The 12,629-nt window shown below is 45.1% G+C and carries 14 protein-coding genes; 8 read left to right on the top strand and 6 right to left on the bottom strand.

What is annotated here, in order from left to right; all coding sequences use genetic code 11:
- Window positions 1-21 precede the first annotated feature (21 nt).
- Genes ACFPIB_RS15980 through ACFPIB_RS15970 form a run of 3 tightly spaced genes read left to right on the top strand, consistent with a single transcriptional unit; the run spans window position 22 to window position 1,878 of the window.
- A complete protein-coding gene (locus ACFPIB_RS15980) occupies window positions 22-549 on the top strand; it encodes a hypothetical protein (protein ID WP_378018475.1) in 528 nt (175 codons plus the stop codon).
- 29 nt (window positions 550-578) lie between these two features.
- Entirely contained in the window at window positions 579-779 is a 201-nt protein-coding gene (locus ACFPIB_RS15975) for a helix-turn-helix transcriptional regulator (RefSeq protein ID WP_378018474.1), read from the top strand.
- A 16-nt stretch (window positions 780-795) separates the two neighbouring features.
- Window positions 796-1,878 (top strand): hypothetical protein, encoded by a 1,083-nt coding sequence (locus ACFPIB_RS15970; RefSeq protein ID WP_378018473.1) that lies wholly within the window; start codon window positions 796-798, stop codon window positions 1,876-1,878.
- A gap of 18 nt (window positions 1,879-1,896) precedes the next feature.
- Here ACFPIB_RS15970 and ACFPIB_RS15965 read toward each other — a convergent pair whose 3' ends face one another.
- Window positions 1,897-2,547, bottom strand: coding sequence for an HD domain-containing protein (locus tag ACFPIB_RS15965; protein WP_378018472.1), 651 nt, complete (start codon window positions 2,545-2,547; stop codon window positions 1,897-1,899).
- Window positions 2,548-2,971: 424 nt separating this feature from the next.
- Between ACFPIB_RS15965 and ACFPIB_RS15960 the strand changes: the two genes are divergently transcribed.
- The gene (locus tag ACFPIB_RS15960; RefSeq protein ID WP_378018471.1) at window positions 2,972-3,358 is read left to right on the top strand and encodes a hypothetical protein; all 387 of its coding nucleotides are present in this window, start codon (window positions 2,972-2,974) and stop codon (window positions 3,356-3,358) included.
- Window positions 3,359-3,465: 107 nt separating this feature from the next.
- On the opposite strand, the gene ACFPIB_RS15955 is transcribed toward ACFPIB_RS15960, so the two are convergent.
- From ACFPIB_RS15955 to dusB, 5 genes are all read right to left on the bottom strand, one after another.
- Window positions 3,466-4,614, bottom strand: coding sequence for an META domain-containing protein (locus tag ACFPIB_RS15955; RefSeq protein ID WP_378018470.1), 1,149 nt, complete (start codon window positions 4,612-4,614; stop codon window positions 3,466-3,468).
- Window positions 4,615-4,801: 187 nt separating this feature from the next.
- Window positions 4,802-5,335 (bottom strand): hypothetical protein, encoded by a 534-nt coding sequence (locus ACFPIB_RS15950; protein ID WP_378018469.1) that lies wholly within the window; start codon window positions 5,333-5,335, stop codon window positions 4,802-4,804.
- Window positions 5,336-5,351: 16 nt separating this feature from the next.
- Window positions 5,352-5,855, bottom strand: coding sequence for a hypothetical protein (locus ACFPIB_RS15945; RefSeq protein ID WP_378018468.1), 504 nt, complete (start codon window positions 5,853-5,855; stop codon window positions 5,352-5,354).
- A gap of 185 nt (window positions 5,856-6,040) precedes the next feature.
- A complete protein-coding gene (locus tag ACFPIB_RS15940) occupies window positions 6,041-6,922 on the bottom strand; it encodes a DMT family transporter (RefSeq protein WP_378018467.1) in 882 nt (293 codons plus the stop codon).
- Window positions 6,923-7,114: 192 nt separating this feature from the next.
- The gene (gene dusB, locus ACFPIB_RS15935) at window positions 7,115-8,158 is read right to left on the bottom strand and encodes a tRNA dihydrouridine synthase DusB (protein ID WP_378018466.1); all 1,044 of its coding nucleotides are present in this window, start codon (window positions 8,156-8,158) and stop codon (window positions 7,115-7,117) included.
- A 57-nt stretch (window positions 8,159-8,215) separates the two neighbouring features.
- Between dusB and ACFPIB_RS15930 the strand changes: the two genes are divergently transcribed.
- The 4 genes from ACFPIB_RS15930 (at window position 8,216) to ACFPIB_RS15915 (ending at window position 12,288) form a co-directional block, all read left to right on the top strand.
- Window positions 8,216-9,163 carry a CPBP family intramembrane glutamic endopeptidase gene (locus ACFPIB_RS15930; RefSeq protein ID WP_378018465.1) on the top strand — a complete coding sequence of 316 codons (948 nt, stop codon included), beginning with the start codon at window positions 8,216-8,218 and terminating at the stop codon, window positions 9,161-9,163.
- Window positions 9,164-9,294: 131 nt separating this feature from the next.
- Entirely contained in the window at window positions 9,295-10,092 is a 798-nt protein-coding gene (locus ACFPIB_RS15925) for a phosphatidate cytidylyltransferase (RefSeq protein WP_378018464.1), read from the top strand.
- A gap of 123 nt (window positions 10,093-10,215) precedes the next feature.
- Window positions 10,216-11,493 carry a Glu/Leu/Phe/Val family dehydrogenase gene (locus tag ACFPIB_RS15920; protein ID WP_378018538.1) on the top strand — a complete coding sequence of 426 codons (1,278 nt, stop codon included), beginning with the start codon at window positions 10,216-10,218 and terminating at the stop codon, window positions 11,491-11,493.
- A 111-nt stretch (window positions 11,494-11,604) separates the two neighbouring features.
- Window positions 11,605-12,288, top strand: a complete 684-nt coding sequence (locus ACFPIB_RS15915) for a phosphatidylserine decarboxylase family protein (protein ID WP_378018463.1) — start codon at window positions 11,605-11,607, stop codon at window positions 12,286-12,288.
- The last annotated feature ends 341 nt before the right edge of the window (window positions 12,289-12,629 follow it).

Genomic DNA, 12,629 nt, shown 5'->3' with positions numbered 1-12,629 from the left:
GTTTTATTAAATCCGAAGTTTATGAGCACTACAGTTTCCCCTTTCCCGATGAACAACTTTTTTTTCAAGTCTGCCGGAGCAATTATAACGCTTGCCGGATTTTTACTTTTCTGCTGGCTTAAGTTTACCGGGCAGGTTTTGCCAGTAGAAGCGTTTAATTACGACTCGCAAGTACAAGGAAGTCTCTGGATATTTGCTTTGGGGTTGTTTTTAATGGCTTTCAGCAAAGAAAAGATAGATGATGAACGGGTGCAACAGATCAGGGCGGTAGCCATGCGGCTTGGGTTTCAGTTATTGGCAACCATGCTGATTATTATTAATATGAGCGGTATTAAGAAAGGCATTTTTGAGGTTCCTTTTACGTTGGAATTACTGATCGGCTGTCTTTTGGCATACCTGCTTTTTTTTCACGCGAGCCTTTATTTTAATCTGAATCTATCGTCGGCCGATAATTCGGTAAGCGAAAATATGCGCATTCAGCCAAAATTCTATCTCATTTTTGTGGTAGTGCAGATCATTGGTTTGGCGCTGTTGTTTTTCTTCCGCTAATCGTTTCCGGTTCTTAAGCCAATGTTGTTTTGAAAAACCACGTAAAAGCATACCGCAACGCCCATAATCTTACGCAATCAGATTTCGCAGAGCGCATTGCAGTTTCTAGGCAAACCGTGCACGCCATTGAAACCGGTAAATTTGTGCCTTCTACCGTGCTGGCCCTAAAAATAGCAAAGCTTTTTAATGCCAGCGTAGAAACAATTTTTGAATTGGAATCCGATGATTAACAACTAGAATAACAGTATGAGCACTAAGCATAACGTTCTCTGGCTGATATGCTGGCTGTTTTGCATCGGTTCTATCCAAGCGCAGGTTCCGAACGATAATATTGAAAACCGCCGCATTTTAGAGCTTGAAGAAATTGTTTGGTCGAACACCACCGGTTGCACCGTGCAGCGTAGTTGCGTAGATGAAAGCCTGACCGGAAAATGCGTGGAATATCACAACGACCAGTGGTTCGAATTCGCTCCGGATGTTTCAGGCGATTACTTTGTAAACATCAGCGGGCAAACCTGCCGCGATATCCGGGGCGTGCAACTGGTAGTTTTAACCGGAAGGCCCTGCGAACCAGAAAGCTATCATATTATTTCCTGTACCTCACTGGCCAGCCAGGACGATATTTTCGTGCCGCTGGAAGGACTTCAGGCCAAACAAACCTATTTGCTGAATATAGACGGTTATCTAAACGACCAATGTCAGTTCAATATCGCAATCAGCACCAAACCGAACGGAATTCCGGCTTCAGTTACGCCCGTAATACCAGCCGAAAATTCTATACAAAACGGTAGAGTAACGCTGCAATGGATTTTACCAGATTCTGTTTCAGCTACTGAATTCCAGATTTTGCGCCGCGAAGCCACGCAGTTTAAAGCGATTGCATGTGGCCGGAAAACAGTGATGCGCGATAGTTATGGCAAATTGCTAAAGGCATATACCTTCACACATTCGCTGCCGAAAGCAGGAAATTACCTTTACCAGATCGTAGCATACGGCACCGCAAACGAAGTTCCGGTATTAATAAAGCAGGAGTGGAAAACGATGCGCAGCATTGCAAATTCTCCGATATGGTATCGGCTGCCGCTGGAAAAGTACCCGAACAAGGCGGAGCTTTTAATTGTGATCACTGATGCAGTTACTGGTAAACTATTGCACAAAGCCCATATTACGAAGCGTAAAAATAAACCGGAGCAAGAAACTTTCATGGTTAATGGTTGGCTTGCCGCTGGTATTAAAAAGCTCCGGATAGAAGTGCAGCAGCAGAAAAAAGGCAAAACAGTTTCCGTTTTCAATCAGTTTGTTGATTTGAAAAACTTAGCCGGCTTTTGACTTTTTACCCTCTAAACCCTACCGTTTTCCTTCCCATTCCCCATAAAACTGCGCCAGGAAATTTTCCATATAAGCATGTCTTTCGGCGGCCAGTTTCTTGCCGTAATCGGTATTCATCAGGTCTTTCAGTTTCAGCAGTTTCTCGTAAAAATGGTTAATGGGCGTACTTTCGGCGTTGCGGTAAGCTTCTTTGGTTATTTCGGTGCGAACGGCTAACTCCGGATTGTGCATGAGGTGGCCTTTGTGACCGCCGTAAGCAAAGGTGCGCGCAATACCAATCGCGCCTAGTGCATCGAGCCGGTCGGCGTCCTGCACTACTTTTCCTTCCAGCGTTTTCATGGGTTCGTTATGCCCGCCGTTGTACGACATGGTGCTGATAATTTCCAGAACCTGTGCGGCAACTTCTTCCGGAACCTGGTTTTCTTCGAGCCAGTTTTTTACTTTCTCCATACCGGCGGCTTTGCTGGCATTCAGTTTTTCATCGGCAACGTCGTGGAGCAGCGCGGCTAATTCACAAACAAACAGATCGGCGTTTTTGTGGCGGGCAATTTCCAGGGCGGTGTTGGTTACGCGGTAAATGTGCCACCAGTCGTGGCCGCTGCTGTCGCGGGCAAGTTCGTTTTTCACAAAGGCTCGGGCATTGGCAAGAATTTCAGAAGAAGCAGGCATGTAACAGAAAATTAGAATAGCAGCGAAGTAAGAAAATAAAAACCACATGCAGAAATTCCGGAAGCCCGACTTTTTAGCCCTTAAACCCTACCGTTTTCAGAATCCGGAAAATTCAGATAAGCGAGCTTGTTCCGGTAGAAACTGAGATCATAATCATCCGGAATTAAACATCTGATTATTAATATGTTTTAATGCTGGCTAAAGGATTTTGGGCAGATTACGGGAGAAAATCACTGAAAAAACGCTATGGTTTTGGGGTGAAAAACTCCATAATTGAAATGACCTTATCTAACTACTAGGGTTATGTGGGAAAAGTGCAATTTTGGTGCAATTTTTAAGCAACCGAAGCCTGTTTCTGAGAGTTAAAGGAATATAAATTGAAATGAAGAAAAAAATAGATACAAAATATAAACCTTTCTGAGCCATGAAAAAATTAATTACTTCTGCCTTTATTGCTTTTACATTGATCTCTGTTAATGCTTCTGCACAGGCCCCAACCGGTTCATCTTCTATCAATTCGCAGGCCTCCGATATTGCCCGCCGCATGATGAACGAAGTACAGTTAAACGAGTCGGAATACATCCAGGTTCGGAAATACACCGCCGAAAAACTGGAAGCTGCCGCTCAGATCCAGAGCATGTACAGCAACGACCCGGATATGTTGAACAAGAAATTGAATGAAGCCGAAGACCGCTACAATTTCAAGCTGCAAAGCTTCATGAACCCAAAACAATTCTCCAATTACATGGCCGTAAGCGACCGTTACAAAGTTAATGCAAGCGCCGTGGCCGGTGCCGTGGAGAAAGAATAATACTTAAAGGTTTTAAGGTTAGATTTTTTAAGATGACGAAAAACGGTTAACCCTTGGTTAACCGTTTTTTTTATTCTTCTTAAAGCTGAAAATAAATAAGCGGTTAATCAGTTTTTCCGGTAAACGAGGGCGGTTTGTCCGTTGGCTTTTAAGCGCAAGGTAGTGCCTTCAAGTTCATACGTAAATGTTTTGCCCGAAAGCAGTTTCAGGTAATCGTTTTCAAGCGTCATTACGGCGCCGGCGCAAGCCATTTTGGTGCTGGCTATTGCTCCGAATATCAGCTGATCGCCTTTTGCGTCTATTGTTCCAGAGTAACGGTTGCAACCTCCATTGCCAGCAGCCAGATTTTCAGCTAATTTTATTTGCATGGTTGGTGCTCCTTTGGGAAGGCCTTCCGGATTTACCGGTTTGCCATTCATGCCCGTTAAAGCCCAGTCTCCGTTCAGGTTTTCATCAGCAAGATATTTTCCGCAACCATTATAATCCATTGCGTTGGCGGTTACTACTACGGTATAGGGCAGTTGCTTCCCGGATTTTTTATCGGTGCAGGCTTCTTTGGTCACGCGTACGCTTAAAGTGCCGGCTTCCGTTTTAGCCCGATAAACCGTAGCCTTGCCGTTTGCCAGTTTTTGTTCCGAAGGTTCGGTGCCTTGTAGTTTTATTTTTTCGTTCGGGCTGCTGAAGCTGATGCTTTTATCAAGGTCCATTTCCAGGATCCAGGCGCTGCCATTTCCCATTGCTACAAAATCGATTCCCTGTTTCCGTCTGGCTTCCATGGAACTGGTTTTGCCGTTGCCGTTTCCGGCGCCGGGCCGGTTTAAACGGTATTTTTCGGCCATGCTGGAAGTTATGGGCTGGCCCTGCTGATCGAGCATAAATAAACTGCCTTTGGAAAACCGGAACTGCGATTGCCCGACCGGTTTGGTAAGCATTACCACAGAATCCTGGGTGATGAGCCAGGTGCCTTTTTCCAGAAAAGGTTTGGTTCCTTTTTCCAGGTATTCGGATGATTCTTCGTACGTGCGGTCTTTTTGCAGCGTAAGTTGGTAATTTATGCCCGGGCAATCGGCGCAGGGAATGGTGCCTTGCCACGGCCCGAAGACCAGCGTTTCTAAAGCGGTAGCGTGCGTAGCAAATGGTCTGACTTCCTTTGGGTTGCTAACGTTGCCCTGCACAGTGTTTTCTTCGGGAGTTTTAAAGGCACAGCCGGAAAGGTGCAGCAACAGAACTGAACTGAAAATTGCAATTTTTTTCATACCAGGGAATTTTAAGCTGGAATTAGCGTGCGTGCTGTCCGGGGCTTTTTTTTCTCAATACGCAATTCCTCCAGACTGCCTACTTAATAACTTAGGCTACGGTATAATTGTTTTCCGGTTGAATATTCTGGTAACTAAATATGTAAAAACCGCTATTAAATTCAGGTTGAAAAGTAAAGGGCTCGTTTTATTTCCGCGTGAAATAAATATTTGCTGTTACTGCCGTGCCCAAATTGGCCGTAATGCCGCCCGTATTCCCAAATCTGGAAGATCCTTCGGCGGCTTTCGTGAAATTGATCTGACCTTCCACGCCAAAACTGAAATTCGGGATCGGGAAATATTCGGCGCCTCCGGCTATTCCGGCGAAGAGATCGGTAGTGCTTTTGGCTTCCATATTTTCAGAATTCGGTTTATTCATGATCGCGCCAATACGCAATGCGCTATAAGGTGCAAAACGGCCGGTTTCGAAATAATATTTCGGCATAATGCCAAATGAGATATCAGTAGCAATTCCTTCGGCATAAGTAAAACCTAAAGCCGGCGCCAGCACAAATTTTTGGGAGATAAAAATGGGTACGGTTATGCCTAATTCACTATTCTGAACATTAGCGCTTAAACCTACCGTCCGGCGAACGGCAACAGAATCGGAAGTTTGCGCAAAGCTGTTAAAGGAAAAAACGGTACAGAAAAAGGCAATAAAAGTAAGAAGCTTGGTTTTCATAGTTTATGATAAGGTATTAGTTTGTTTTCAGAATATTATCCCAGAGCAAAAGGTCGCCTAGTTGCAAATAAACGCGATAAGCGCCGGCTGGAAAGTTGTCGAGGTTTAAGGTTAAAACTCTGGATTGGGCATCTGGTTCAAGATCAATTTTCAGAAGCGGCTGGCCGCCTATTTGGGGGAAACTGGCTTGCATAAAATTATGGCTGTTCAGATTCTGGTCTTGTAAACCGGCCACTATCCAAAGACTTTTTTTACCTGCTGGTGTTGGTGAGTAAAAAGTAACCTGGGCTTTATCTCTAACCGGATTCGGATAAACCGTCATATAAGATCTGTATCCTGCCGCATCAGTTCCTTCTGTTTTCACGTTTGGGTTTCCAACCTGCTGAATTGGGTTGCCATAAAAATCTCTAAAAAGGAACCCGGTAACTAAAGGCGGTTGTAACGAAGCAGTGCGAACTTCTTTTTCTTTATCGCAGCTGAAAAGCAGCAAAAGAACGATAAACCCGAATATTTTATGCATGATAAATCGCGTATAAATGAGCCTGGCTTGTTTTATGCAAGCCGACGCGCAAATAAACATAACAAATTGCAGAATCAGAAACCAGATTTGGTCTTTGATGCGAAATGAAGGTTTGGCTAGCGGTTAAAACGCTATGCTTTTCAGGCTGAAAAGTCGGGTAAAACGTTGAAAGTTAGTGTTGTGAATTACTTCGCCCGGTTCACGATAAACACACCCAGTAAAATTATAAACATGCCGCCGTAATGGTAGAGATGAATGGTTTCGCCGTCTAAAACACCCCAAAGTAAAGCTACGATCGGCATTAAATAAGTAGAAGAACTGGCGAAAAGCGTGGTGGTCATATGAATGAGCTTATTGTAAAGCACCAATCCGATTGCCGTACTGAAAGCGGCCAGCAACGCAATGTAACCCAGCGCTTCCCAGGCACCCGGCGTATGCGCCAGTTTGCTGAAGGCCTGCGTTGTGAAAAGATACGTAAATGCAAACGGGCCTACGCATAAAAGGCATAAACTAGCCATAGCCAGCGCATTCAAACCGGCCATTTTGTGCTTTATAATATTCAGGCTGCCGCCATACATGATCGTGGCAATTACCACCAGCACGCCATACAACGCATTTCCGGAATTTTCTTCCGCGCCACCCGAAAAAATTAGAACGGCCGTGCCCACAATACCGATAATAATGCCCGCAACCCGCAAACTTGTAATTCGCTGCTGAAAGAATATTGCTCCGATAATTAAAGTAAACAGGGCGGTTAAAGAGTTTAAAACGCCGGCCAGGCCACTTGCTAATTCGGTTTCGGCAAAAGCAAATAAGAATGCTGGAATCAAATTGCCAATAAAACCACTGAAAGCAATCCATTTCCAGAACCGTTGTGGAATAGAAGTCAGGTTTTTGAGGGCGAAAGGCAATAAACACAAACAGGCAATGGTAATACGCAAAGCTCCCAATTCATCGGCGGTGTAAATTTCCAGGCCTTTTTTGATCAGGATAAACGAAGTGCCCCAGATCAGCGAAAGGAAGATTAAAATAAACCAGGCAAGGGGAGGGGTTCCGGTTGCAGGCACTTGCGCCGTTGCTACCGGGTTTATTGGGGTTTTAACTGAGGTTTCGATGGGAATCTATTTTTAAAAACGGTAGCAAATTTCAGCAAAAAAGTCGGGATAAATGTGTTTTTAACGGAAAGCCTGGCGAAGGAAAATAAAAAGTGCCGGGCGAAATCACCTGGCACTTTTTCGATGAAAATCAATACCGTTTTCTTAATAGCTGTTCATAGCTTCCGGATAACTTTTAACCTCGCTTTGTCCGCTAACTTCAACTTCCACGCCAGCCATAGCCACAGCCACTTCGTCCAGAATATTATAAATTTCCGCCGGATCATCTACGGTTACCAATCTCGTTCTGTAAGGCTTGAAATTTGGCAGACCGCGGAAATAATTGGCATAATGGCGGCGCATTTCTACAACACCAAGTCTTGGACCTTTCCATTCCAGGCTTTTCTGAAAGTGCATTTTGCAGGCTTCCAGGCGTTCTTCCAAGGTTGGTGGTGCCAATATTTCGCCGGTTTTCATGAAGTGTTTTACTTCTCTAAAGATCCACGGATAACCAACTGCCGCGCGACCGATCATAATGCCATCAACGCCGTAGCGGTTTTTGTATTCCACGGCTTTTTGCGGCGAATCGATGTCGCCGTTGCCGAAGATGGGGATTTTGATGCGCGGGTTATTTTTTATTTCAGCAATTAAAGTCCAGTCCGCTTCGCCTTTATACATCTGCACACGCGTGCGGCCATGCACCGAAAGTGCCTGAATGCCAATGTCTTGCAATCGTTCGGCAACTTCAGTTACGTTTTTGGTAGAGTCGTCCCAGCCTAAACGGGTTTTAACGGTTACCGGCAGGTGTGTAGCTTTTACAATGGCCGAAGTCATTTCTACCATTTTCGGAATATCGCGCAGCAAAGCTGCACCCGCGCCCCGGCAAGCCACATTTTTCACCGGACAGCCATAATTAATATCGATCAGATCGGGGCCGGCCATGGTAGAAATTACCGCGCTTTCGCGCATCGATTCTATATCGGAGCCAAAGATCTGGATCCCGATCGGGCGTTCGTAATCGAAAACGTCGAGCTTCATCCGGCTTTTGGCCGCAGCACGGATCAGACCTTCCGAAGAAATAAATTCGGTGTACATTAGGTCGGCGCCGTTGGCTTTACAAACCGCACGGAACGGCGGATCGCTCACGTCTTCCATGGGAGCAAGCAAAAGCGGAAAATCGGGGAGGGAAATGTTGCCTATCTGAACCAAACCTATCTTAATTTAAAAATTCGCGTAAATTTACGGCTTTTAAACCAATTTGCCGGTATGAAAGGTTTCATTTCGCCTCAGTTGCACCCGTTTACCAAAATTCTGTTGTTGCTGGGCTTTATGGTGGGCGGTATTTGCGTGGGTATGTTTGGGGCGTTGCTGGGCCTGAATTTGTTCTTCGGCTTAAGCGTGTCCGATATATCGCAGATCACCGTAAATCCGCAGGCTTTCCCGAACGGCCGCGGCGCGATGGTTTTTTACCAGCTGGCCACGCACTTTTTCATGTTCACGGCGGCGCCTTTGCTCTTTATAAGTTTAGCCGAACCTAGCGTAAAACGGTATCTTTTTGCGAAGAAAAACTACGTAGGCTTACTGTTTCTCAGTGCTTTGCTGGCGTTGGTAATTATGCCGGCTAATTCGTGGCTCATAGACTGGAACTCCAAAATGGTGCTGCCCGAAGCTTTAAAAGGATTTGAACTCTGGGCCAAAGAAAAGGAAGAAACCTTAGCCGAACTCACCAGATTCCTGACGCGCTTCGATACTATCGGGCAAATGCTGATTGGTTTGGTAGCTTTTGCGTTGGTGCCGGCCATTGGCGAAGAATTAGTTTTCCGGGGCGTGTTGCAGAAGAATCTGGCGCGTTTGCTGAAAAATCACCACGTAGCCATCTGGCTTACAGCTTTTGTATTCGGGGCCATTCACGTGCAATTCTACGGTTTTTTCCCGCGTATGCTTTTAGGCGCGCTTTTCGGTTACCTGTATTTTTGGTCGAAGAATTTATGGGTGCCCATTGCGGCGCATTTTATGAATAACGGTTTTACGGTTTTTATGCTTTATTTGCAGCAACAAAACCTGATAAAAGCCAACGTAGAAAGCACCGATTCCCTGCCCTGGTACATGGGTTTGTTCTCGCTGGTTATGAGTTTGCTGTTGCTTTTCTACCTGAAAAAACGCTACGAAAACACGCCCGAAAACTGCCTGGAAATGGAAAAGGCAGCTTCCTGAGTTTTTTGCCGTAAAAGCATAGCGTTTTTTTGTCATCACACTTTTTAAGCCTGAAACCATAGCGTTTTAGCCTTTTTACCCGAAACCTTCAACTTGATATGGCCCCGGAAAATTCTTCTAAACTTAATAATATGCAAACCCGCATCATTGCTGGCGTTATTGGCGGGGCCGTTTTCATCGGGGCGATCTGGTTCAGCGAATGGACCTTTTTTCTGCTTTTCGGTTTGCTGGCTATTTTGGGCGTGCTGGAATTTTACCGGCTTATGGGCGTGAATAACGTAGAACCAAACCGCTTTTTAGGCGTGTTGCTGGCAGCAGCCGTTTTTGTAATGATTTTCCTCGATCAGAAAGCGATGATCCGCGAGAACTTGCTCTTCATACTTTTGCCGGCCATTATGCTACCGTTTCTGGCCGAACTCTTCCGCAAAAAAGCGCAGCCTTTTCTGAATATTGGCGTTACGTTGCTCGGCGTTTTTTTTGTAGCCATGCCGTTTGCGCTGCTGAGTTTAATCGCGTTTCCGTTCGGCCAATATAGCTGGCAGCCTATTCTGGGTATTATGCTGCTCATCTGGTCCGCCGATTCCGGTGCTTATTTTGCCGGTAAATCTTTCGGTACGCATAAATTATTCGAACGCATTTCGCCGGGCAAAACCTGGGAAGGCTGGGTAGGCGGCACCATTTTAGCCATTGCCGTTGCCTGGCTGTTAGCCGAATTCATGACCGATCTGACGCGTTTTCAGTGGTTAGGTATTGCGGTAATTATCTCGGTTTTCGGGGTTTTGGGCGACCTGGTAGAATCTATGATGAAGCGCAGCCTGGGCGTAAAAGATTCCGGTACGTTAATTCCGGGCCACGGCGGTATTCTCGACCGTTTCGACAGCCTTATTATGGTGGTGCCGTTCGTTGTTGCGTTCCTGAAAATATTCTAGAAAAAAAGCCTGTATTTTTCCCCTCGTTTTGTTTTTTGCAATGGCGGGAATCTGCTAACTTTGGCTCCTGATTTCAACTTTAAAATACAGCCTTTAAAAGATCATATTATTATGCGCAATACAATGGCATATAAAGAACCGGCTCCGATCAAGGACAAAGAAAATCCGTTCGAGTCAATGATGGAACGTTTCAACATCGCAGCCGAATGCCTTGGCCTGGATGACGATACCTATAACGTATTAAAATCGCCTGCCCGCCAGGTTATCGTAAACCTTCCGGTTACGATGGATGATGGTTCGGTGCGTGTTTTCGAAGGTTTCCGCGTAGTGCATTCTACAATTTTAGGTCCTTCTAAAGGCGGTATCCGTTACGACGAAGGTGTATTCCTGGACGAGGTAAAAGCTTTAGCTGCCTGGATGACCTGGAAATGTGCCGTTGTTGATATTCCTTACGGTGGCGCTAAAGGCGGTATTGTTTGCGACCCTACTAAAATGAGTGCCGGCGAAATCGAGCGTTTAACCCGCGCCTATACATTGTCGCTGATCGATACTTTCGGTCCGGACCAGGATATTCCAGCTCCGGATATGGGTACTGGTCCGCGCGAAATGGCTTGGTTGATGGATGAATATTCCAAAACCAAAGGTATGACCGTAAACTCGGTAGTTACCGGTAAGCCATTGGTTTTAGGTGGTTCTTTGGGCCGCGTAGAAGCTACTGGTCGTGGCGTTATGGTTTCGGCTATGGCTGCTATGGAAAAACTGGGCATGGATCCAACTAAATCTACTGCTGCCGTTCAGGGCTTTGGTAACGTAGGTTCATGGGCGGCTAAATTGCTTTTCGAAAAAGGCGTTAAAATTTTAGCGATCAGCGACGTAACCGGTGCTTACTGGAATGAAAACGGTATCGACATCGATGCGGCAATTGATTATAAAAATGCGCACAAAGGCCGTTTAGAAGGTTTTACTGGTGCAGAATTAATGGCTGCTCCCGGCGATCTGCTGACTTCTAAAGTAGATGTTTTAGTGCCAGCTGCCGTTGAAGACGTAATTACCATTGCAAACGCTGATAAAATTCAGGCAAAACTGATCGTTGAAGGTGCTAACGGGCCAACTTCCGCCAGAGCAGATAAGATCATCAACGAAAAAGGGATCATGGTAGTGCCGGATATCCTGGCAAACTCTGGTGGGGTAACCGTTTCTTACTTCGAGTGGGTTCAGAACCGTTTAGGTTACAAATGGACTTTAGAGCTGGTTACGGAGCGTGCTGAGCGCATCATGACCGATGCCTTCGAAAAAGTATACGCTACTTCGCAGAAACACAATGTGCCAATGCGTATTGCAGCTTACATTGTTGCTATAGATAAAGTGGCCCAGACTTATAAGTTCCGAGGCGGTTTCTAATATTAAAAACGCTATCATTTTAACCGGAAAAAGTGCCGGTTAAACACCAATAGCCCGGGCTGTTTTTCAACCCGGGCTATTATAAATTATTACAATACCGTTTCAAAACAGATGAAAATTCACAAGGAAGGACGCAGAATTTTATTTTTTACATTGCTCGTAGTATTAGTGTTGAACATTTTGCTGTTCAACTTCAATGCTGCCAACGATACCTTCAATAAGATATTTGCTGTTGCTTCCGCAATTGTGTTTCTGTTACTGCTGCAGTTTTTCCGGAGCCCGTTCCGCAACCTGCTTTTACACGAAGATCTGATTATTGCTCCCGCCGATGGCAAAGTAGTAGTTATTGAAGACGTAGAGGAGCCGGAATATTTTAAAGATAAGCGTAAGCAGATCTCAATTTTCATGTCGCCGATTAACGTACACATTACGCGTAACCCGGTTTCCGGCATAGTAAAATATTTCCGGTACCATCCTGGTAATTATTTTGTGGCCTGGCATCCAAAGTCCAGTACCAAAAACGAACGTACTACAGTAGTGGTAGAAAGCACTGCCGGTCCGGAAGTGTTATTTCGTCAGATTGCCGGTGCCATGGCTCGCCGAATTGTATGGTATGTAAAGGAAGGAGATGAAGTAAGCCAGGGCGAAGAATTCGGTTTTATTAAATTCGGTTCCCGCGTAGATATCTTCGTTCCACTCGATACCGAAATGAAAGTAGAACTAGGTCAGAAAACCAAAGGCGGCCAAACTGTAATTGCTCAGTTAAAAACGCCAAATGCATCATTCTTTGGTTAGGAGAAGGTATTATATAAACTAAAAAGCCGGCTAGATTAAATTCTGGCCGGCTTTTTAATTTTTACCTAAGTAAATCTAATAAGAAGTTAAAAACGCTACTGATTTTGTATTAAAAAGTCAGAAACGTTTTTGATTATTATATAGTCGCTCTGGAGCAAAATGAGAAAACGCTACGGTTTTGACCATAAAAACTGCCCTAAACGGGGAGGTCAGGAAAAAGTTTAAAAATATTTTCGGAGCTTAAAGCGTTGCAGGCAATATTGTTACCGGGAAAGCCGGGAGGGTAGGGAAGCAGAAAGGGGAATAGCGGTTTGGAAAGCTAGATAAGACTGGCGTATCTT

It is taken from the genome of Adhaeribacter terreus, assembly GCF_042657365.1.
GTDB lineage: Bacteria > Bacteroidota > Bacteroidia > Cytophagales > Hymenobacteraceae > Adhaeribacter_A > Adhaeribacter_A terreus.
This window is presented reverse-complemented; position numbering and strand designations above follow the sequence as displayed.

What these genes read in the sequence shown, in the direction of transcription:
- ACFPIB_RS15950 (WP_378018469.1), bottom strand. Translation starts at nt 5,335, where the DNA reads ATGAAAACCAAGCTTCTTACTTTTATTGCCTTTTTCTGTACCGTTTTT.
- ACFPIB_RS15980 (WP_378018475.1), top strand. Translation starts at nt 22, where the DNA reads ATGAGCACTACAGTTTCCCCTTTCCCGATGAACAACTTTTTTTTCAAG.
- ACFPIB_RS15965 (WP_378018472.1), bottom strand. Translation starts at nt 2,547, where the DNA reads ATGCCTGCTTCTTCTGAAATTCTTGCCAATGCCCGAGCCTTTGTGAAA.
- ACFPIB_RS15925 (WP_378018464.1), top strand. Translation starts at nt 9,295, where the DNA reads ATGCAAACCCGCATCATTGCTGGCGTTATTGGCGGGGCCGTTTTCATC.
- ACFPIB_RS15960 (WP_378018471.1), top strand. Translation starts at nt 2,972, where the DNA reads ATGAAAAAATTAATTACTTCTGCCTTTATTGCTTTTACATTGATCTCT.
- ACFPIB_RS15915 (WP_378018463.1), top strand. Translation starts at nt 11,605, where the DNA reads ATGAAAATTCACAAGGAAGGACGCAGAATTTTATTTTTTACATTGCTC.
- ACFPIB_RS15920 (WP_378018538.1), top strand. Translation starts at nt 10,216, where the DNA reads ATGGCATATAAAGAACCGGCTCCGATCAAGGACAAAGAAAATCCGTTC.
- ACFPIB_RS15955 (WP_378018470.1), bottom strand. Translation starts at nt 4,614, where the DNA reads ATGAAAAAAATTGCAATTTTCAGTTCAGTTCTGTTGCTGCACCTTTCC.
- ACFPIB_RS15930 (WP_378018465.1), top strand. Translation starts at nt 8,216, where the DNA reads ATGAAAGGTTTCATTTCGCCTCAGTTGCACCCGTTTACCAAAATTCTG.
- ACFPIB_RS15970 (WP_378018473.1), top strand. Translation starts at nt 796, where the DNA reads ATGAGCACTAAGCATAACGTTCTCTGGCTGATATGCTGGCTGTTTTGC.
- ACFPIB_RS15945 (WP_378018468.1), bottom strand. Translation starts at nt 5,855, where the DNA reads ATGCATAAAATATTCGGGTTTATCGTTCTTTTGCTGCTTTTCAGCTGC.